Origin of the sequence: Kitasatospora sp. NPDC049258 (assembly GCF_040678895.1) — a bacterium.
Classification (GTDB): Bacteria; Actinomycetota; Actinomycetes; order Streptomycetales; family Streptomycetaceae; genus Kitasatospora.
In genome coordinates this window covers 79,074-99,030 of record NZ_JBFAQT010000015.1, presented here as the reverse complement: position 1 = coordinate 99,030, position 19,957 = coordinate 79,074, and the positions used below count along the sequence as shown (strand labels likewise).

The 19,957-nt window shown below is 74.7% G+C and carries 20 protein-coding genes and 1 pseudogene; 12 read left to right on the top strand and 9 right to left on the bottom strand.

The annotated features are described in order from the left end of the window. Positions 1-6: 6 nt before the first annotated feature. Positions 7-516 (bottom strand): hypothetical protein, encoded by a 510-nt coding sequence (locus AB0K43_RS15690; RefSeq protein WP_363639864.1) that lies wholly within the window; start codon positions 514-516, stop codon positions 7-9. 142 nt (positions 517-658) lie between these two features. On the opposite strand from AB0K43_RS15690, the gene AB0K43_RS15685 reads away from it, so the two are divergent. The 4 genes from AB0K43_RS15685 to AB0K43_RS15670 all read left to right on the top strand — a co-directional run bounded on the left by AB0K43_RS15685 (position 659) and on the right by AB0K43_RS15670 (position 6,126). Then, positions 659-1,363 carry a response regulator transcription factor gene (locus AB0K43_RS15685; protein WP_363639862.1) on the top strand — a complete coding sequence of 235 codons (705 nt, stop codon included), beginning with the start codon at positions 659-661 and terminating at the stop codon, positions 1,361-1,363. 17 nt (positions 1,364-1,380) lie between these two features. Continuing rightward, positions 1,381-2,766 (top strand): HAMP domain-containing sensor histidine kinase, encoded by a 1,386-nt coding sequence (locus AB0K43_RS15680; protein ID WP_363639968.1) that lies wholly within the window; start codon positions 1,381-1,383, stop codon positions 2,764-2,766. 199 nt (positions 2,767-2,965) lie between these two features. Further along, complete coding sequence (locus AB0K43_RS15675; protein WP_363639860.1) at positions 2,966-4,513, top strand: cellulose binding domain-containing protein; 1,548 nt, start codon at positions 2,966-2,968, stop codon at positions 4,511-4,513. Positions 4,514-4,722: 209 nt separating this feature from the next. Beyond that, a complete protein-coding gene (locus tag AB0K43_RS15670) occupies positions 4,723-6,126 on the top strand; it encodes a glycosyltransferase 87 family protein (protein WP_363639858.1) in 1,404 nt (467 codons plus the stop codon). Positions 6,127-6,236: 110 nt separating this feature from the next. Here AB0K43_RS15670 and AB0K43_RS15665 read toward each other — a convergent pair whose 3' ends face one another. Continuing rightward, on the bottom strand, positions 6,237-6,653 hold the full coding sequence (locus AB0K43_RS15665; RefSeq protein ID WP_350639737.1) for an SsgA family sporulation/cell division regulator: 417 nt from the start codon (positions 6,651-6,653) through the stop codon (positions 6,237-6,239). A gap of 215 nt (positions 6,654-6,868) precedes the next feature. Between AB0K43_RS15665 and AB0K43_RS15660 the strand changes: the two genes are divergently transcribed. Further along, the gene (locus AB0K43_RS15660) at positions 6,869-8,353 is read left to right on the top strand and encodes an RDD family protein (protein WP_363639856.1); all 1,485 of its coding nucleotides are present in this window, start codon (positions 6,869-6,871) and stop codon (positions 8,351-8,353) included. A gap of 89 nt (positions 8,354-8,442) precedes the next feature. Further along, positions 8,443-9,144 (top strand): RDD family protein, encoded by a 702-nt coding sequence (locus tag AB0K43_RS15655; protein ID WP_363639854.1) that lies wholly within the window; start codon positions 8,443-8,445, stop codon positions 9,142-9,144. A 47-nt stretch (positions 9,145-9,191) separates the two neighbouring features. On the opposite strand, the gene AB0K43_RS15650 is transcribed toward AB0K43_RS15655, so the two are convergent. Continuing rightward, entirely contained in the window at positions 9,192-9,443 is a 252-nt protein-coding gene (locus AB0K43_RS15650; RefSeq protein ID WP_363639852.1) for a hypothetical protein, read from the bottom strand. Between the two features lie 321 nt (positions 9,444-9,764). Between AB0K43_RS15650 and AB0K43_RS15645 the strand changes: the two genes are divergently transcribed. From AB0K43_RS15645 to AB0K43_RS15625, 5 genes are all read left to right on the top strand, one after another. Continuing rightward, the gene (locus AB0K43_RS15645; protein WP_363639850.1) at positions 9,765-10,481 is read left to right on the top strand and encodes an endonuclease V; all 717 of its coding nucleotides are present in this window, start codon (positions 9,765-9,767) and stop codon (positions 10,479-10,481) included. A 152-nt stretch (positions 10,482-10,633) separates the two neighbouring features. Next, on the top strand, positions 10,634-11,140 hold the full coding sequence (locus AB0K43_RS15640; protein WP_363639848.1) for a hypothetical protein: 507 nt from the start codon (positions 10,634-10,636) through the stop codon (positions 11,138-11,140). Positions 11,141-11,192: 52 nt separating this feature from the next. Next, positions 11,193-12,617 (top strand): hypothetical protein, encoded by a 1,425-nt coding sequence (locus AB0K43_RS15635; RefSeq protein WP_363639847.1) that lies wholly within the window; start codon positions 11,193-11,195, stop codon positions 12,615-12,617. A gap of 91 nt (positions 12,618-12,708) precedes the next feature. Continuing rightward, positions 12,709-14,052: a type VII secretion-associated serine protease mycosin gene (mycP, locus tag AB0K43_RS15630; protein WP_363639846.1), complete on the top strand. Its 1,344-nt coding sequence runs from the start codon at positions 12,709-12,711 to the stop codon at positions 14,050-14,052. A gap of 90 nt (positions 14,053-14,142) precedes the next feature. After that, positions 14,143-14,334 (top strand): hypothetical protein, encoded by a 192-nt coding sequence (locus AB0K43_RS15625; RefSeq protein WP_363639844.1) that lies wholly within the window; start codon positions 14,143-14,145, stop codon positions 14,332-14,334. 9 nt (positions 14,335-14,343) lie between these two features. Here AB0K43_RS15625 and AB0K43_RS15620 read toward each other — a convergent pair. The 3 genes and pseudogenes from AB0K43_RS15620 to AB0K43_RS15610 form a co-directional block, all read right to left on the bottom strand. Further along, positions 14,344-14,906, bottom strand: a pseudogene (locus AB0K43_RS15620) (GNAT family protein). Between the two features lie 46 nt (positions 14,907-14,952). Beyond that, positions 14,953-15,915: a lytic transglycosylase domain-containing protein gene (locus AB0K43_RS15615; protein ID WP_363639842.1), complete on the bottom strand. Its 963-nt coding sequence runs from the start codon at positions 15,913-15,915 to the stop codon at positions 14,953-14,955. Between the two features lie 93 nt (positions 15,916-16,008). Then, a complete protein-coding gene (locus AB0K43_RS15610) occupies positions 16,009-16,527 on the bottom strand; it encodes a GNAT family N-acetyltransferase (protein ID WP_363639840.1) in 519 nt (172 codons plus the stop codon). Positions 16,528-16,655: 128 nt separating this feature from the next. Here AB0K43_RS15610 and AB0K43_RS15605 point away from each other — a divergent pair, with 128 nt between their 5' ends. Continuing rightward, positions 16,656-17,186 (top strand): DinB family protein, encoded by a 531-nt coding sequence (locus AB0K43_RS15605; protein ID WP_363639838.1) that lies wholly within the window; start codon positions 16,656-16,658, stop codon positions 17,184-17,186. Positions 17,187-17,204: 18 nt separating this feature from the next. Here the strand turns inward: AB0K43_RS15605 and AB0K43_RS15600 are convergent, their stop codons facing one another. The 3 genes from AB0K43_RS15600 to AB0K43_RS15590 form a co-directional block, all read right to left on the bottom strand. Next, on the bottom strand, positions 17,205-18,350 hold the full coding sequence (locus AB0K43_RS15600; RefSeq protein WP_363639836.1) for a DUF2332 domain-containing protein: 1,146 nt from the start codon (positions 18,348-18,350) through the stop codon (positions 17,205-17,207). A gap of 104 nt (positions 18,351-18,454) precedes the next feature. Beyond that, positions 18,455-18,907: a hypothetical protein gene (locus tag AB0K43_RS15595; RefSeq protein ID WP_363639834.1), complete on the bottom strand. Its 453-nt coding sequence runs from the start codon at positions 18,905-18,907 to the stop codon at positions 18,455-18,457. Between the two features lie 515 nt (positions 18,908-19,422). Continuing rightward, a complete protein-coding gene (locus AB0K43_RS15590; RefSeq protein ID WP_363639832.1) occupies positions 19,423-19,950 on the bottom strand; it encodes a hypothetical protein in 528 nt (175 codons plus the stop codon). Between the last annotated feature and the right edge of the window lie 7 nt (positions 19,951-19,957).

The following is a 19,957-nucleotide window of genomic DNA, read 5'->3' as shown; positions in this document are numbered from 1 at the left end:
CGTCAATTACGGTGCGGGCACCGTCTGGACGGTCGGCGGATGGCCGTTCCAGGTGACGAAGACCGAACTGGTGCCCTCCGGGTGGGAGAAGTCGATCCGCATCCACTCCTGCTGGTTCCAGACCTGCATCTTCCAGCCCGGATCGGGGGTCGCCGAGATCAACTCGGCCCGGTCGGCCCGGATGTCCAGCGCGACCCGGCCGCCCGGCACCAGGACGCTCTGCACGGAGGCGCTCGGGCTGGGCCGGTGGCTCGGCGCCCGGCTGGGCGCGGCACCCTGGGTGCTCGCCGGGGCGCTCGCACCCGCGGTGGCCGAGGCCTCGGTGCTGCTCGCCGTCGGTGGTGCGGTGGAGCCCTCCGGGGTCGGTGACGGGGCCGCGGCGGAGGGCAGCGGGACGGCCGTCGGCTGCTCGAACACCGTGCCCGCCAGCACCGCGTGCACGCCGAGCCAGGACAGCACCACCGCCGCCCCGGTGGCCGCCGTCCAGGCGCCGAGTTGTACCAGTCCGCTCCGCATCGCCGCTCATCCTGCCGTATCCCGGCGGACGGCAGGTCAGCGGCCCGGACAATCGGAAAGAAGCCTGCAAAAACGGCCTTCGGACCGGTTCTGCCACCCGAGGTACAGACCAATGCTGGCCGATGAAGTAGCGTGCAGGGCCATGGCAACAGTGCTCGTGGTCGAGGACGACCCCTTTGTCCGCTCCGCCCTCATCCGGCACCTTTCCGAGTCCGGCCACGCGGTCCGCAGCGTGGGCACCGCACTTGAGGCGCTGCGCGAAGTCGCCCAGGTCGGCTGCGACCTGGTGATCCTCGACCTCGGGCTGCCCGACCTGGACGGTGGCGAGGCGCTCAAGATGATCCGGGGCGTCACCAACGTGCCGGTGATCATCTCCACCGCGCGCGACGACGAGGCCGAGATCGTCCGGCTGCTCAACGACGGCGCCGACGACTACCTGGTGAAACCGTTCTCCGCCGAACACCTGACGGCCCGGATGGCGGCCGTGCTGCGCCGCCTCGGCGGCGGCGGGGTGGCCACCCCGCAGGTCCTGCGGGTCGGCGGCCTGGCCATCGACCCGCAGCGCCGCGAGGCCGTGCTGGACGGGCGGGCGCTCGACCTCACCCGGCGCGAGTTCGACCTGCTGGCCTTCCTCGCCGCCCGCCCCGGCGTGGTGGTGCCGCGCAAGGAGATCCTCGCCGAGGTCTGGCGGCAGACCTACGGCGGCGACCAGACCATCGACGTGCACCTGTCCTGGCTGCGCCGCAAGCTCGGTGAGACCGCCTCCAGCCCGCGCTACCTGCACACCGTGCGCGGCGTCGGCGTCCGGTTGGAGGCGCCGGGCGGTCCTGCCGGATACACCCCGTGAGGCGGTTCACCCGCTCGCTGCGCTGGGCCATGGTCAAGGCCGCGGTGGCCGGCACCACCATGGTCGCGCTCGCCTTCCTGATCCCGCTCGGCCTGATGGTCCAGCAGACCGCCAGGGACCGCGCCTTCACCGCCGCCGAACGCCAGGCCGCGGCGCTCGGCCCGGCCCTCGCCATCACCACCGACCCGGACGCCATCGACCGCGCGCTCGCCTCCACCGACGCCGGCGCCCGCGGCCGGGTCGCAGTCCACCTGCCGGGTGGCACGACGGTCGGCGCGGTCCGGGCCAGCCCCGCCGACATCGGCAGCGTCGAGGACCAGGGCCGCTCCTTCACCGTGGCCGTCCCCGGCGGCTTCGCGCTGCTCCAGCCGGTCGCCGTCGACAACGGCCGGATCGCGGTGGTCGAGGTGCACGTGGTCGACGGGGACCTCACCCACGGCGTCAGCACCGCCTGGCTGGTGCTCTCGCTGGTCGCCCTCGCGCTGGTCGCGATCTCCGTCCTGGTCGCCGACCGGATGGGCGCCCGGATCGTCGGATCGGCCCGCCGGCTGGCCGTCGCCGCCCGCTCGCTGGGCTCCGGCAACCTGGCCGTGCGGGTGCCGGTCGACGGCCGGCAGGGCGCCGACGCCCCCGAGGAGCTCCGCGAGGCCGGACAGGCCTTCAACGCCATGGCCGACCGGGTCGTCCACCTGCTCGCCGCCGAGCGCGAGCTCGCCGCCGACCTCTCCCACCGGCTGCGCACGCCGCTCACCGTGCTGCGGCTGAACGCCGCCTCGCTCGGCGACGGCGATGCCGCCGACGCCACCCGGCACGCGGTCTCCCAACTGGAGCGCGAGGTCGACCAGATCATCCGCTCGGCCCGGCGCGCGCCGGACGACGCGCCGGCCGTCACGCTCGGCTGCGACGCCGTGGAGGTGATCCGCGAACGGGTCGGCTTCTGGTCCGCGCTCGCCGAGGACGAGGGGCGCCCCTGGCAGCTGGCGGGCGCCGAGGGCGCCGTCCAGGTGCCGGTCCAGCGCGGCGACCTGGCCGCGGCGGTGGACGCGCTGCTCGGCAACGTCTTCCGGCACACCCCCGTCGGCACCGCCTTCTCGGTGGACCTGATGGCCACCCCGGACTCCGTGATCGTCCTGGTCGGCGACGCCGGAGCGGGCTTCGCCGACCCCGACACGGCGATCGAGCGGGGCACCGGCCACGGCGGCGACGGCTCCACCGGCCTCGGCCTCGACATCGCCCGCAAGCTGGCCGAGGACACCGGCGGCGAGGTCGCGCTGGGCCGCTCGGCCGGGCTCGGCGGCGCGGAGATCGCGCTGCGGATCCAGACCCGGCCGGAGGCCGCCGAGCCCCGCCAGGCCCGGCGCCGAGCCGGCCGGTTCGCCGGCGCCGCGCGCCGCCGGGCCTGACGCCCCGGCGCGGCCTCCCGCACGGCCTCCCGGCGGCCTTCCGCACGCCTCCCGCGGACGGGTTCCTTAACCGGGCCCTAAGCCAGCGCTACCCCTGTCTCAGCTGTCCGATTCGTCCCCGTACCCGTCGCTAGCGTCAGCGGCGCCGGGGTCGCGGACCCCGGGTACGACGGTCGCACTCCCGGAGGTACCCCGACCCATGACGACCAGCCAGCCCACCCGCCGCACCGGACACCGCCGCAGCCGCAAGGGCAAGTTGATCGGCGCCTCGGCCGTGGCCGCCGCGATCGTCGCCGGCGGCGTGGTCGTCCTCGCCTCCTCGGCCAGCGCCGCGTCGGTCGGCGCGGCGTACAGCCGCACCAGCACCTGGGAGAGCGGCTACACCGGCCGGTACGTGATCACCAACCCGGGCAGCGCCGCCCTCGACGGCTGGACCCTGAGCTTCGACCTGCCCGCCGGCGCCACCGTCTCCTCGCTCTGGAACGCCGGCTTCACCGTCTCCGGCCAGCACGTCACGGTCAAGCCGGAGGACTGGAACCGCCGGATCGAGCCGGGCCGCACCGTCGAGGTCGGCTTCGTGGTCCAGGGCTCCGGCGCCGCGCAGGACGAACCCGGCCACTGCCTGATCAACAACGTCTCCTGCACCGCGGGGAACGGGCCGGCCCCCACCCCCTCCGGCCGCCCGACCGGTACGCCGAGCACCCCCGCGCCGACCCCGTCGCCGAGCGCCTCCACCGGCTCGCCGAAGCCCAGCGCCAGCGCGACCCCGACCGCTTCGCCCAAGCCGACCCCGACGCCGACCCCGACCGGCACGCCCGCCCCGGTCGGCGGCGCCCGCTTCGCGCCGTACGTGGACACCTCGCTCTACCCGCCGTACGACCTGGTCGCCACCGCCAAGGCGAGCGGGGTGAAGGACTTCAACCTCGCCTTCATCGTCTCCGGCGGCGGATGCACCCCGAAGTGGGGCGGCGTCTCGGACCTCTCCGCCGACGCGGTGGCGAGCCAGATCGGCGCGCTGCGCGGGATCGGCGGCGACGTCCGGGTCTCCTTCGGCGGTGCCAACGGCAGCGAGCTGGCGGCGGCCTGCTCCTCGACCGCCGAGCTGACCGCCGCGTACCAGAAGGCCGTCGACGCCTACGGCCTCGACAAGCTCGACTTCGACATCGAGGGCGGCGCGATCGCCGACGGCGCCGCCAACACCCGGCGCGCCCAGGCCATCGTCCAGCTGCAGAAGAACGCCGCCGCCAAGGGCAAGGCGCTGGACGTCTCCTTCACCCTCCCCGCACTGCCCACCGGCCTCACCCAGGACGGCATCAACCTGGTCGCCGGGGCATCGGGCGCGGGCGTCCGGATCGGCGCCGTGAACATCATGGCGATGGACTTCGGTGACGGCGTCGCGCCCAACCCGCAGGGCCGGATGGGCAAGTACGCCATCGACGCGGCCACCGCCACCCAGGCGCAGGTCAAGAGCGTGCTCGGGATCGGCGACAGCGCCGCCTGGGCGAAGGTCGCGGTCACCCCGATGATCGGCGTCAACGACGTCGCCACCGAGGTCTTCACGGTCGCCGACGCCACCCAGCTGGCCGACTTCGCCAGGACCAAGCACCTGGCCTGGCTCGCCATGTGGTCCGGCACCCGGGACAAGGCCTGCGCCGGCGGCGCCAAGGGCTTCGCCGACGCCACCTGCAGCAGCATCGTCCAGCAGCCGCTGGACTTCACCCGGGCGCTCGGCGCCTACAACGGCTGAGCCGCGGCGCACCCACCTCCGCAGCCGCCGACCGGGCCCGCCGTTCGATTCGCGGTCCGGGTCGCACCCGCCCCACCGGTCGCCCCCGGAAGCCGTCACGGCTCCGGGGGCGGCCCCGTTCCGCCCCCACCGGCCCCGCGTGCCCAGGCGCCCGCAGGGCCCCGTCCGGTAAGGTCGCAGGCTGGCCCCACCAGCGGACGGAGCACGATGTGAGCACGGTGCAAGAGGAACGCAGGACGCCCTCGCGGCGCCCCGAGCAGCCCCCTGCGCCGGCCGCCTGGCGCCGCCCGTTCGAAGCGCCGCTGGCCGCACTGCGGCAGGCCCCGCGCCGCCCGCTGGCCCTCGCCACCGCACTCGCCCTGGTCTCGCTGCTCTGCTACGCCACCGTCCGGCACTTCGTCGGCACCTCGATGGTCGACATGATCGTCTACCGGGCGGAGGGCGCCGCCGTCGCCGACGGCCACGACCTCTACGCGCTGCGGGTCACCGAGTGGAGCCTGCCGGCCACCTACCCGCCGTTCGCCGCCATGCTGTTCGTGCCGACCACCTGGTTCGGCGTCGGCTTCCTGCGGGTCGCGATCACCGCCGGGAACGTCGCGCTGCTCGCCGTGCTGGCCCACCTGTCGTTCAAGCTGGTCGGCTGGCCGCGGCGCGAGCTGCGCCCGGTGGGCGTGGTGCTGATCGCCGGCCTGGGCGTCTGGCTGGAGCCGGTCTTCACCACCCTGCGCTACGGGCAGATCAACCTCGCGCTGGCCTGCCTGATCCTCTGGGACCTCACCCGGCCCGACGGCAGGCGGAGCAAGGGCGTCGCGATCGGCATCGCCGCCGGCATCAAGCTCACCCCCGGCCTGTTCGCGGTCTACCTGCTGATCACCGGCCGGATCCGGGCCGCCTTCGTGGCCGGCTTCACCTTCCTGGCCACCTTCGCCCTCGGCGCCGCCGTGCTCCCCGACGCGACCTGGGGCTTCTGGACAAAGTACCTCTACGACTCCTCCCGGGTCGGCAAGACCGAGATCGTCGACAACCAGTCCGTCCGCGGCGCCGTCGCCCGCCTGCTGCACAGCGCCGACCCCGGCACCCTCGCCACCCTGGCGAGCGGCACCGTCGCGCTGGTCGGCCTGACCGTCGCCGCCTGGGCCCACCGCAGCGGCCGCTGGACGCCGCGCGCCGAGGCCTGGGGCGTCTGCTGCGCCGCCGTCACCGCCGTGCTGATCTCGCCGATCAGCTGGACCCACCACTGGGTCTGGTGCGTGCCGATGCTCGTCCTGCTGGCCGCCGAGGCCGCGCACGAGCGCTCCCGCCCGGCCGCCGTCCGACGGCTGCGCTGGCGCCCGATCCTCGCGGCGACGCTGCTGGCCTTTCTGTCCTTCGGCATGTGGATCGTCCCCCACAAGGGCGACCTCGACCTGCACCTGCCGCTGCTGCACCAGCTCCCCGCCGACGTCTACCCGATCGTCGGGGTCTGCTTCCTGGCCCTGTCCGCGCTCCGGGTCAGGGCCCGGCGCAGGGCCGCGGGCGCGCCGCTGGCCGCACTGCCGCAGCAGCGGCCGGGCCGGGCGGCGGGCTCCCGCGGGCAGGCCGACGGGACTCCGCGCGAGCCGCAGCAGGCCTGACGGCGGCGGTCGCAGCGGTCGTGGCGGCCGGGGCGGCCCGGTCTCCCGGGTTGATGCCGGCCCGGGTGGGCGTCATGCCGCTGGGCCGGAGTCACGGGGGCACGCCGGTGTCACGCCAGCAGGTCGGCGAGCGAGCCGTCCAGGTCCAGCGCCCCCAGTTCGGCCCCCGGCGGCACCAGCCGGTGCGCGCGCTCCAGCCAGGACGCCACGGTGGGCAGCGGCGCCTCCAGCAGCGCGTCCCCGGCCGGCGAGCTGAGCGCCAGGCACAGCACGCTCCGCCGCCCCGACCGGGTGGGCCAGATCCGTACGTCCCCCTGCCCGCACGGGCGGAACGTGCCCTCCACCAGTAGCTCCCTGGAGAACACCCAGGTCACCGGCGTGCCGGTGTCGAGGTGGAAGGTGATGTGCACCGCGAACGGGTCGTGGCTCCCGTACGAGAGCCGGGCCGGGACAGGCACGCTGCGCTCGGGTGACAGCACCAGGTCGAGGTCGAGCTCCTGTTCCACCACACCGACGGACCGCTCCATGACCGTGTTCCTCTCCGCTTTCCGGAACGGCTGCCGCTCAGCCCCTCCGGGAGGAGAGAGCACGGTGCACAGGATCTCTTACACACATTCGGGCGGAGTCTTTTCCGCCGAACCCGGGGGAAGTGCGCGGCTCAGGCACTACCCTTTGTGACTGCACGGCGACTCTCCGCCTGCGTCAATCGACCCGGCCCGGTGCGGGCGCGAAGGAAGCACGGATGACGGACCGGCCATTCGCCGGCGGTGCGGACACGGCCGCCGGCCCGACGCCGGGCTACTACCCCGACCCCTCGATCCCCGGCTTCGTCCGATACTGGGGCGGCACCGGCTGGGTGCCCGGCACCAGTCGACGGGCGCCGGCCGAGGGCGAGCAACTGCCGCCCCCGCACTTCGCCGCCCGGCAGGCGCCGCCGGTCGTCCCGCCCCGGCACATGCCGCCGCCGGTGGTGCTCCCGGCGCCGCCCGCGGCACCGCTCCCGGAGGCCGGCGGGGGCGGCGAGACCGGCCCGGTCTTCCTCGACCAGACGGGGGCCGGCGCCGCCTTCACGATGGCCCCGCAGGCCGAGCTGGAGCTGCGGCCGCGCGCCGCCGTCGAGCAGCGTCAGTCGCCGGCCGCCGCCACTGCCGCCGCCGCCACCGAGCAGCACCACCCGTCGACCGTCCGCCGGGCGGAGCTGCTTCCGCTGCCACCGCTCCCGGCGACCCCTGCCGATCTGTACCGGCCCGAGGAGCAGGATCCGGGGGAGTCCGGCTGGCGGGCCGACCCGGCGGCGCAGCGCGGGCTGCTGGAGACCGGGGCGGCGCCGCGGTGGGTGTCGTGGGGGGTGCTGGGCCAGGCCGGGGCCGAGGCCGGGATCGCGCCCGAGGTCGGGGTTGAGGCCGGGGCCGAGGCCGAGGGGGTCGCTGCGGAGCCGGTGGTCGCGTCGGTGGTCGCGGTCGCGGCGCCGACGGTCGTGGAGCCGCTTCCGGTGGAGCCGGTCGCCGCCGAACCGGTCGCCGCCGAACCGGTCGCCGCCGGGCGGGCGGTGGCGGAGCCCGCTGCCGCCGAGCCCGCTGCGGTACGGCCGGTCGCGGCCGCGCCTGCCGCGGGGCCCGGTCCCGCCAAGCCCGGCCCCGCCAAGCCCGGCCCCGTGAAGGCCGGCCCGGGGAAGCCCGCTCCGGGGAGGCCCGCTCCGGCGAAGTCCGCCGCCCGCAGGCCGGCGCCGTTGCGGCCCGCCGGTCTCGGGCGCCGGTTGTTCGCCCGGGCGATCGACACGGCCGTGGTCGCCGTGGTCGCCGCCGCCGCGGCCGTCCCGCTCAGCGCCTCCGTGCTGGAGCACCTCCGGGAGAAGCTCGAACTGGCCCAGGCCCGGTCGCATCTCACCGGCCGGGCGGTGCAGGTCTGGATGGTCGACCCGGTGGTCGCGGGCAAGGCGGCGGCACTGCTCGGGCTGCTGGTGCTGCTCGGCGTCGTGTACGAGGTCCTGCCGACCGCCCGTACCGGTCAGACCTTCGGCAAGCGGCTGGCCGGCATCAAGGTGGTCGACGCCAAGGCCTCGGCCGGCCGCCCCCGCCCGCTGCGGCCGGCCCGTTCGCTGCTGCGCTGGCTCGTCGGCCAGCTCACCGCCGTACTCGTGATCGGCCTGCTGTGGCCGCTCCTCGACCGGCGGACCCGGCGCGGGCTGCAGGACCGCGCGGCCGGCACCCGGGTGGTGCGGGCCTGACGGCAGCTGACGGGCTGTCCGGAACCGAAATAGGTCAAAACGGGTCAGATATCCCTACAGCGTGGTATTCACGGTGTTCTACTCGGGTCATGAGCACCAACGACCCCTCAGGCCATGAGCAGGAGGGGGGCGACAAGCCCTCCTTCGACAAGCCCCCGCAGGCGGGTCCGCCCTCAGGTGCGCCGTCCGACCCGTACGGCACGCCCCCGCCCGCCCCCGGCGGTGCCCCGCAGGACGCCCCGCCGGGCTACGGCGCCCCGTACGGCGCTCCGCCCGGCGGCCAGGGCACCTCGTACGGTGCCCCCCACGGAGCCCCGCCGCCCGGCGGCAGCCCGTACGGCGACCAGGGGGCCGGCCCGGTGCCGGGGATGCCGCCGCTCGGCAGCTGGCCCAACCGGATCACCGCGAAGGTCCTCGACTTCGTGATGATGGAGCTGCTCGCCATCGTGGTGTCGCTGCCGTTCTCCGACCTGACCCGGCAGAACGGCTGGATCGGCCCGATCTGGCTCGGCTACGCCTTCTTCCTGGTCTACGAGGGGCTGATGCTCGGGCGGGACGGCCAGACCGTCGGCAAGAAGCTCTTCAAGCTCCGGGTCGCCATGCTGATCGACGGCTCAGCCCCGACCAGCAACGCGGCCTGGACCAGGTCCGCCACCTTCGTGCTGCCCGCGGTGATCTGCTGCGGCGGCCTGTGGTGGCCGGTCGACGGCCTGTTTGGCGTCTTCGACAAGCCGTACCGCCAGTGCATCCACGACAAGGCCGCCAAGACCGTGGTCATCTCCACGGCCTGACGGCCCACCGCAGGCAGGCCCGGGGCCGCAGCCCCGGGTCGGGGGCGTCAGCCCTGCCCGGCGTACTCCGGCCGCGGCAGCCCGGACGACTCGCCGAGCCCGGGCTCGGCAGCCGGCCGCCGCTGCGCGGCCACCGCCATGAGCAGCGCCGTCGTGAGCGTGCCCAGCGCGATGGCGAACAGCACCAGCACGGCCACCTCGAACACCCCCGACGAACCGGAGACGGCGAGCAGGGCCACCGTGGTGGCGACGACGATCAGGGTGCCGGTGCAGAGCTGTGCGGTGGTGGGGCGCGGCATGGCGGTCAGTCCTTCGCGCGGGGGCGGAAGTGCGGGAGTCGGTACTGAGGGCCTACCCATGACGGTAGGTCGGTAAGTGCAGCCTTATCAGGGTAATCGGCGGATCCGGGCATATGCAGAGGCACGAGGGGGCGCACGGGATCGTGCCCGCCGGAGGAACCGTCGGCCGGTGCGCTCGGGGGCCGCCGCGGTGCGGCTCGGGTGCGGCTCGGGTGCGGGTGGGGCGGTGGCGCGGTGCTCCGTGGTCGGTGGTCGGCGGTCGGCGGTCGGCGGTCGGCGGTCGATACGGTGATCCCCAGGACCGATCATCTTGGGGGAGCCATGCCCGTACCCGTCGACTGGCCGAGCGGCGAGGCCGAGGCGCGCGCCGAGCAGGACCGGTTGCGCGGCCTGGTGATCGCCACCGGGCCCGCCCCGCAGCCGTCCGACGGCGCCCTGGTCGCGGGTGTGGACGTCGCCTACGACGACGAGCGCGACCTGGTGGTGGCCGCCGCCGTCCTGCTCGACCTGGCCACCCTGGAGGCCGTCGAGCAGACCACCGCGACCGGCCGGATCGCCTTTCCCTACCTCCCCGGACTGCTCGCCTTCCGCGAACTCCCCGCCGTCCTGGACGCCTTGGCCGACCTGCGGCACACGCCCGACCTGGTGGTCTGCGACGGCTACGGTCTCGCCCACCCGCGCCGCCTCGGCCTGGCCAGCCACCTGGGAGTCCTCACCGGCCTGCGCACCATGGGGGTGGCCAAGACCCCGTTCGGCTTCGAGCACCAGCAGCCGGCGGACGAGCGCGGCGCGAGCTCACCGCTGCTCGACGGCGCGCAGGAGGTCGGCCGGGCCGTCCGCACCCGGCGCGGCGTCAAGCCGGTCTTCGTCTCCGTGGGCCACCGCATCGGCCTCGCGGAGGCGGTGGCGACCACCCTCACCCTGAGCCCCTCCTACCGGCTCCCCGAGACCACCCGCCACGCGGACTCCCTGTGCCGCCGCGGGCTGGTCGAAGCGCAGCGGGCGTACGACACCCGGTCGGCGGGAACCCACAGGTAGACGGTGGGCGATGGTTGGGGTACGAGTCGCCGTTCTGACGCGGCGTTGCATGTGTTAGACATATGGGTTGAAGCTTGGCAACGGCAGGTGGCCGGCGGGCGGCGCCGGAGCAACACCCGCCCGCCACTCCGGTACGGGGGAGGTACGAGGACGTGAGCACGGGGACCGGATCGACGGGCGGCTCCGGCGCCGGCTACCGCGTGGAGGTGGACAGCCTCCGGGCGTTCGCCACGCAGGTGCGGGGTCTGCTGAGCGAGTTCCAGACCACGGCGGACGGCACGCGGGTGCACGGGCAGAGCGGGGTCGGCGGGTCCGCCTTCGGCAGCTTCCCGGAGGCGCAGGCGCTGCACGAGCGGTACGAGCAGATGCGGGACGGTCTTCGGGACGTCCTCAACGCGCTCTACGACGCGATCGACGAATCCCAGCGCAAGGCCGAGCTGACCGCGGTCAACTACGAGGAGCAGGAGCACGAGACCTCGCGGACGCTGCGGGTCGGCTCCGACGGCTGGTCGGTGGCCAACCCCTCCACGCACAGCCAGACCGTCTACGGCACCACCACGACCGCCGCGCAGCCCAGGCCGGTCGCCGCGGTGTCCCCGACCGCCCCGACGAGCACCGCGTCCCCGTCGGGCAGCGGGGAGCCGAAGCCGTCGTGGTAGACCGCTGCGGGGCGATGGGGACGGGGACGGAAACGGGAGGCGTCCGATCATCATGAGTGAATTCACCAACTTCCATGGCTACAGCCACGGCGACATGCGGAGCATGGTCCAGTCCATGGACTCCGGCGGCGTGATGGCCGCCAGCGACCCCTGGCGCAAGGCCACCGAGACCCTCAAGCAGATCCACGGCGCCCTGAACGTGGCCTCCGCCGACGCGACTTCGTCGTGGGAGGGGTCGACCAGCGACGCCTTCTACTCGAAGATGACGAAGCTCGCGAACGCGGTGAACAATGCGGCCGCGTACGCGAACGACGCCGCCGCGGCGATGCAGATGATGTCGGAGGCCATCGACACCGCGAAGCGGGACATGCCGGAGGAGCCCAGCTGGTGGGACAAGGCGGGCGACGCGATCAGCGACACCGCCAAGTCCACCGTCGGCGCCGACGACGAGGACACCCGCACGGCGATCTCCGACGAGAAGAAGGCCCAGGCGGTGGGCGTCATGGAGACCCTCGCCGCCAAGTACCGCGCCACCACCAACTACCTGAAGCCGCCCAGGAAGACGGACATCGGCGACGAGATCGAGGACCTGCAGCCGCCGGACTCCGGCGGAGCGGCGGCCCTCGGTGCATTGATCATGGGCGGCGGGATGGGATTCGCGGGCGCCGGCCAGAGCAAGGGCGGTGTCGCCCCGACCCCGCGCTCCTCCGGCCCGGCCATCGGCGGATCGACCACCTCGCCGAAGCCCGCGAAGGCCGGCCCGACGGATCCGGGCATCAAGGGCGGCATTGCCAACTCGCCCGCCAAGCCCGCCTCGCCCGGGCCCAGTGGTCCTGGTACCGGGATCGACGGTGTGCACGTCGGGACGACCGCGCCGAAGGGGAACGTCCTGCCGCAAGGCGGCGGGAGTGGCGGCTCGGGCGTGAACTCGGGCGGGCACGCCGGTGGTATCGCCGGGGGCGTGGACGTGCGGGGCGGTGGTGCGGCCGGTGGGGCCGGCGGCCGTGGCGGCTCCTCGACGGGAGGCCAACGGGGCCAGCTCGGCGGATCGGGAGCGGGATCCGGAGCGGGTCGGTCCATCGGTGGGGCCGGCGGCTCCGCTCGTGGAGGCGCAAATGCCTTCGGCGCGGGCGGCATGGAAGGCGGCCACGCCAAGGGAGCCGGCGCTGGTGCGGGCGGCGGTGCCGGTGCGGATCGTCGTACGTCCTCCGGGCTCGTCCGCAAGGGTGGCGGGCTGGTCGGTGAGGCAGGCAAGAACGGATCCGGCCGACAGGCCTTCACCGAGGGCGGTTCCGGGCTCGGCCGAAGCCGGGGGCAGGGCGGGCCGGGCGCGGACGGAGCGGCGAACGGAATGCCCGGCGGGAGCCGTGGCGGCAAGAAGGACAAGAAGCAGGCCAAGGATCGTCCCGACTACCTCGTCGAGGACGAGGAGACCTGGGCGTCCGGCGAGCGGGTCAACCCCGACGTGGTGGAGTGACCTGCCCGCTCGACAGGTGGCTCGTGTTCAGCCGTTCTCCGGACGGCCCGTACGAAGAATGAGGTGACAGGACTTGGTGGTCAGGCGACCGATGGGCATTGTGGCTGTTCTGGCCACGGGTGCCCTGCTGTGGGGGCCTGCGGTGGCGCCGGCGTATGCGGACAGCATCCGCGACGCTCAGTGGCCGTTGCAGAACTACGGTGCGGAGTCCAGGGTCTGGCCGCTCAGCCAGGGTGAGGGAGTCACCGTGGCCCTCGTCGACACGGGCGTCCTGCCGGATCACCAGGATCTCAGCGGCCAGGTGCTGCCCGGGACCGACCTGTCCGGGGCGCAGGGCGACGGGCGCGCGGACACCAAGGGGCATGGCACGTCCATGGCCAGCATCATCGCCGGACACGGCCACGACGGGCAGTCGGGGATCATGGGGCTGGCCCCCAAGGCAAAGATCCTCCCGATCCGGGTCGCCCTGAACGACGCGGGTGAGGCGGAGGGCGGAGAGACCAAGCTGGCCGAGGCGATCCGCTACGCCGCCGACCACGGCGCCAAGGTGGTCAACCTGTCGGTGTCGGGCGGGTCCGCGGCCGACAGTGAGACGCGATCCGCGGTCGAGTACGCCCTCTCGAAGGACGTCGTCCTCATCGCGGGAGCGGGAAATCTCGGTAATCACGGGAATCCTGTCGCGTATCCGGCGGCCTACCCGGGAGTGGTCGCGGTCGCTGCCGTCGACAAGACCGGCGCCGTCTGGGACAAGTCCAACAAGGGCCCCGAGATGACACTGGCGGCACCCGGGGTGGGGATCGCCAGCGCCGGGATCAAGTCGAACTCGGCCTACATCACCTCGAACGGCACTTCGGATGCCACCGCCTACGTGTCCGCGATCGCGGCGCTTGTGCGGGCCAAGTATCCGGAGCTCTCGGCGGGGCAGGTCATCAATCGGATGATCAAGTCGGCGGTGGCTCCGCCGGACAAGTCGGCTGTGCCGAACAGTAGTTATGGGTACGGGATTGCCTCGCCGGCGGCCGCGTTGGCGCCCAACCCGGCGGTGGACGGTGGGGCGAAGGAGAATCCGCTGCTCGGGCGGGCGGAGTCGCAGAAGGGCTCGTCGGGGGCTCCGGTGAGCCCGCAGCCGGTGCCGAGCGGGTCGGTGGCCGGGGGTGGGGCGTCGGCGGGGGCCGTGCAGGAGGACGGCGGGAAGAGCTTCCCGGTGGCCGCTGTGGTGGGCGGGGTCGTCGGGCTCGTGGTGGTGGTCGGGCTGGTGGTGTTCCTGGTGCGGCGGTCGCGTGGTGGGGGCGGGGGTGCCGGTGGGCCTGGTGGGTCCGGTCCGGCCCCGGTCGGGTACGGGTACCAGCAGCAGCCGCCGCAGGCGTACCCGCAGCAGTACCCGCCCCAGCAGCCCCCCGCCGCCCCGCCGGGAGACAACCCCTACCGGCGCTGACACGCCCACGGACGGCCGTAGATCGTCGAATGTGATCGGCCCTTCGGGTAAGAGATGGCTGCACAGTCGTCGCCTACCCGAAGGGCCGTCATGTTCAAGAAGCTCGCCGCTCTCGCCCTCCTCGCCTCGGCCACCACGGCCGGCGTGCTCGGCGCCGCCGCCCCCGCGTCGGCGGACGGGCCGAAGAACGAGCAGGAGGCAGCGGTGTGCCGGGCGCTGCTGCCGGCCGCGCTCTCCGGGAGCCTGACCGACGCGATCTGCGTGGTCCGCAAGGGCGGCTGAGGCTTCGCGTCAGGCCGGGGCGGGGCGCCACTCGGTGCGCAGGGCGGCCATCCGCAGGACGTCGTGGCGTTCGCCGTCCCAGAGCAGGGCCTGCCGGCTTCGTCCTTCGTGGACGAAGCCGGCTTTCTCGTAGCACCGGACGGCGCGCGGGTTGTAGGCGAAGACCTCCAGTTCGACCCGGTGGAGCCGGACCTGCTCGAAGGCGTGGCGCAGCAGCAGGACGGTGGCCTCGGTGCCCAGGCCCGGCCGGGGCTGCCGGGGCGCAGCGCGATCCGGAAGCCGGCCGATTCGGAGTCGGGGTCGAGGTCGTTGAGGGCGAGGTCGCCGAGGAACTCCCCGTCGGCCGGGTTCTCGATGGCGAGGTCGAGGCGGTCGGGCCGGGTGGCGCGCTCGGCGCACCAGGTGCGGATGCTGTCGAGGGTGAACTCCTGCCGGGTCGCGGTGAGTCGGCGGACCTCCGGGTCCTGGGTCGCGTGCCAGAGGGCTTCGGCGTGGCGGGGGGCCAGGGGGGTGAGGCGGACCCGGCGGCCTTCGAGCGTGGGCTTGTCGAGCAGGGCGGCATGATTGATCACCCGCCCGTTCTACGCCGGGAGCACCGGTCGGGCCAGGGGTTTTCGGTCAGCCGGCGGTGGTCCAGGGGGCCTTGGCCATGATCGCTTTGACGTTGGCGACGTAGCCCGGGTTGGGGATCACCGATGTCCCGACCGTGGCGCCGGTCGCGGGGTCGGTGGTGGTGGTGTAGTGGACGTTGCCCGCCCCGGCGTTGTACGCGGCGATGACCAGGTCGAGCAGCGGGGTCCGGCCGTTCACCGGGTCGGGGGAGAGGTCGTAGCTGCCGCCGAAGCACGAGTCGCCGTAGTAGGCGATCAGCCAGTCGATCAGCTGGGCACCGAGCTGGACGTTGCCGGCGAGGGTGTTGACGTCGCTCTTGGTGCCGAACTTGGTGTTCATCCAGCTCACGGTGTTCGGCATGATCTGCATGGTCCCGATGCCGCCGTCGCAGGCGAGGATCGTGGACTGCCAGCCGCTCTCCTGCCAGGCGACGGCCTTGAGCAGGGCGGTCGGGATCGGCGGCAGCCGGTCGGTGCCGCCGTTGCCCAGGGAGAGGGTGCGGGACTGGGCGGCCGCCGCGGCCAGGGCGTCGCCGACGGCGCCGCGGGGGGCGTCCGTGCCGGTGTGGCTGGGGGCGCAGCCGCTCTGCAGCGGCGGGGTGTGCGGGGTGACCGGAGGCGGTGGCGGGGCGACCGGGCCGGGTTTGGCGGTGGGTGCCGGCGCCGCTGCGGGTGGCTTGGCGGCCGTCCTGGCGGGGCCGGGCGAGGCACTGGTCCGCTTGCCGCCGGGGCTTGCGGAGGCGTCGGCCGAGGCGCCGGGGCTGGGGGCGGTGCCGCTCGGCGCCTCGCTCGCGGTGGGTGCGGTGGTCGGCGAGGGGGCGGCGGAGAGCGGCCCGGTGACGGCCGGCGCGGCCGGTGGCGGGGCCGCGTCGGGGTGCTCCGATCTCTTGGCGCAGCCCGCCAGCGGCGCGGCGGCGATGGCGACCGATATCAGGCAGAGCGCGGCCCTGCGCGGGGCGTTGGCCGTCATGGTGTGGTACCCCCCGTGGGTGTCAGGTCCGCCCGCGGCAGGCGGGCGGCCGACATCCTACGGCGAGCCCCCGACGGCCCGTCCGACGGCCCGTCAGTCACCCGACAGTGGCCTGGCCAACCAGAGTTCGGCGTACGGGTCGTCGCCGAAGGGGTCGGTCGGACGGTACCCGAGGCGGGTGTAGAGCGCGATGGCTTCGGTGAGGTCCTTGCGGGTGTTGAGCAGCATCCGGTGCGCGCCGCGGGCCCGGGCGGCCTGCTCCGCCGCGCCGATCAACCGGGCCCCGCCGCCGCCCCGGCGCGCCCCGGGGCGGACGTAGACCCGGGTGAGCTCGGCCCGCTCCTCGTCCAGCCAGTGGATTCCGGTGCAGCCGAGCAGGGTGCGGCCGGCCCGGGCGACCAGCAGCGAGCCGCGCGGCTCGAACAGGTCGGCGATGTCGCCGGCGAAGGTGTCGATCTCCGACGAGGACGCGGGGCGCCGGTAGTACCGGCTGATCAGCTCGTCGGTGTACTCGCGCAGCAGGACGGTGGCGTCGGGGTGGTCGGCCGGTACGGCGGCAACCTCCCAGCCGGTGGGCGGGGGTACGGCCTCAAGGGGGAAGGTGCTGGTCACACGGTTCATTCTGGGGTGATGGGCAAGCGAATTTCGGCGGCCGCCGGGCGGCGCCGACGGCAGCATCTCGCGGACGGATGGCGGTCCGGCCGCTGGTGGTCCGGCCGGGCCGGGGCCACCCTTGAGCCATGATCACTCCTGATACCAAGGACTGGACCTGGGTGCTCGAACGCGCCTGCGCCGACTGCGGTCTGGACACCCCGGCGGTGGCCCTGGAGGCCGTCGCGGGCATGGTGCGCGCCAACGCGACGGCCTGGGTGGGCCTGCTCGCGGGCGATCCGGCGGGGCTGCGGCGGCGGCCGGCCCCGGACGTGTGGTCCGCGCTGGAATACGCCTGCCACGTCCGGGACGTGTTCCGGCTCTTCGACGTCCGGCTCGCCCTGATGCTCGGCCAGGACGATCCGGCCTTCCCCAACTGGGACCAGGACGAGACCGCCGTCGCCGAACGGTACGACCGGCAGGAGCCGGCCCGGGTCGCCGTCGAACTGGCCGCGGCGGCCGAGGTGTTGGCCTGTGCCTTCGAACAGGTCGAGGGCGCGCGGTGGGAGCGCACCGGCACCCGGAGCGACGGGGCGCGGTTCACCGTGGCGTCCTTCGCCCGGTATCTGATCCACGACCCGGTCCACCATCTGCACGACGTCACCGCCGCGCGCCCCTGACCGCGCCCTGACGCCGCGCTACCGGCCGGGCGGCGGGGCGTCCAGGGCCCGGGCCGGCAGCCCGTGCGGGGCCGCCTCGGCGAGCGGTCGCTCGGGTTCCCGACCGGACCGGACGGTGAGCACGAAGCGGTGCGTGTCGCCGTCCCGGCGCGGTTCGAAGGCGAGGTGGGCGAACGGCGCCGCGGCCGTGGACCGCCCGGCCAGCCGCGCCAACTCCCGCTCCACCGCGGCCCATTCCTCGGCCGGGACGTACTGCCGCATGATCGAGTGCCAGACCACGGTGAGCGTGCCGTCCACGACGTCCACCCCCCGCAGGAAGTCCGCCGCGCCCCGGGCCTCGACCGGGGCCGGGATCTGCGCCGCCAGCCGGAGCGCACCCTCCAGCCGGGCCGCTCGGGCGGGCTGGTCGGGCCACAGGTAGGCCCGCAGGGCGAGTGCGCCCTCGGCGGAGCGGGGGTCGATCGGGGTCAGGTCGCAGCCGCGCCGCTCCGTGAACTCCAGCGGCGGTGATCCGGCCGGCGGGACGGGCGGTGCGCCGCGCCAGGCATCGGTGAGCAGGACCGGTGAGTCGGCCGGCCCGTACGAGAAGTCGGTGGACTCGCAGCGGAAGCGGTCGGCCAGCAGGTTGAGCCCGGCGCTGGCCCCGAGCTCGAACAGCCGGACCGGGCGGGCCCGGCCCGCCAGGGTGTGCAGCAGGCCGGCGATGAGCAGGTTGGCGCGGCCCACCTCATTGGTCTGCGGTGGCCGGGTGAGCCAGTCGCGCACCCAGGGCAGGTTGGCGGCGACGGCGGACCGGAAGGCGGGCCAGGCGGCCGCCGGGCGGGCGGGGTCGACGTGCCCGCCGGCGCTGGGGTAGTGGGCGGCCAGTTCGGGGGCCCGCCCGGTGAGCACCAGGGCGTGCACCCCGCCCAGCAGGCGCAGGGCGACGGCGGCTCCCGCCGGGGCGCTCTCGTGTCCGGCCAGCGCCGCCGCGCACGGGCCGCCGGTGGCGAGGTCGAGGGCGACCTGGTCCAGCAGCGCGGCGTAGAGCGGCGAGCCGAGGTCGGCGCAGGCTTTGGCCTGCTGCTCGACCAGGGTGATGGCGTGCACCAAGGCGTGTGCGGTCGGCGGCCCCGGGGGGAAGGCTCCGCCCGGCTCGCCGGGTGCGGCGGGGGCTGGGGACATCTGCGGGCTCCGTTTCGGTCGGCTGGGATCATCATTCGCCCGCGGACGGCCCGTCAGCAGGGGGCACGCGGGTGATCCCGATCACCATGGGCGGCGGGCGCCCGTCACACCTCCTCGACGGGGCTGCTGCGGCGGGCGTGCCGGAGGCGGCCGGTGATGCTGGCGGTGTCGGTGCCGATCACGTCGGCGATCTCCGGTGTGGCGAGCCCGACCACGTAGTGCAGGATCGCCAGGTCCTCGTCGGCCGGGCCGGGCCGCAGGCCCGAAGGGGTCGAACCGGCCCGCTGCTCGGCGATGGTGGTGCGCAGGATCTCCCAGGCGGCGGCCGTGGGGTTGGGGCCGACCAGCACCTCGGACCAGACCGAGGCCAGACAGCCCAGCGCGTGCCGGACCACCGCGGCGGCCTGGTCCGGGTCGGCGAACCAGACCCGGGCGTAGCTCAGGTAGCGGGGCCGGTGCAGTTCGCAGAAGGCGCCGAACTCCACCGGCATGCCGGGGAAGTCCGCGGCCCTGGTCGCAGCCGCCGGTTCTTCGGCCTGGACATGACGTTCTGTCACATCTGCCTCTCGATCTGCTCGGGGCGGCGGGGCGGCGCACATTCCGCTCACTCTAGGCCCTCGCCCCGCTGCACCGGGTGACAAGTCCGTTGAGATGACCGGGACTGGGGCCCGATCCGGCCGATTCGCTGACGAGCGGTCAGGTCTGTGCCATGGCGCCGACGGTGACCGTGTCACGGCTGGTCAGCGATGCTACAACGGTGCCGGATCCGGGCCGGCCGCCGTTCCGGCACGGTCCGTTCGACGGCGTACCGGTGCCGCCGCCGCAGGGCCTGGCGGACCGGCGGCGCCGGCGCGCGGACGGGGCGCGGCGCCGACCGGATCGGCCCCGAACGAGTGGATGCCGCCGCGGGATCGGCGACGGCGGGCGGCGCATCCGCAGGGCGTGCTGCCGGGGCGGGGGGCGCACGGCCGCGGTCCGGGCCGCCGGACCGCGCCGCGCACGGCCCCCGCCGACCTGCCGCCGCGATGCCCACGCCCCCGCCGACCTGCTGCTCCCGCGGTGGCCAACCCCCTCAGGACGTACGGCCGACCGGGCTGACGTCGCTGCGGCCGCCGCCCGGCCGCGGGGCCGCCTGCGGGGCCGCCTGTTCGGCCAGGTGCGAGCGCCGGGCCGAGGCCGCCGCGGCGGAGGCGGCCACGGCGGCAGCGGAGGCCGCCGCAGGGGCGGCCTCCCGTCTGGTCTGTCCGGGGATGCCCAGGGACGGCTCGGTCCGGCGGCTGCGGGCGGATTCCTCGGCTGCCTCGACCGCCTCCCGAGCGGCGAGGTAGGCCTGGACCGCCGCGATGCCGTAGACCGGCTGGATCAGCTGGTGCCCCTTGAAGAACGGCCTGGCCGGAGCGAAGCCGGCCGCGATCACCAGCTCCCGGATCTCGGCTATCTCCTCCTCCGTCCGCGCCGTGAAGCGGACCTCCCAGCCCTTCTTGTATGCGCGGCCGTCCTCGCTGTTGCGGCGGGCGAGGTCCGGTCGGCGGACGTAGCCGGGCAGTCGGCCGAGGCGCAGCTGGGCAGTGCGCCGGCCGGAGGTTTCGTCACGTGGCATGAGCTGA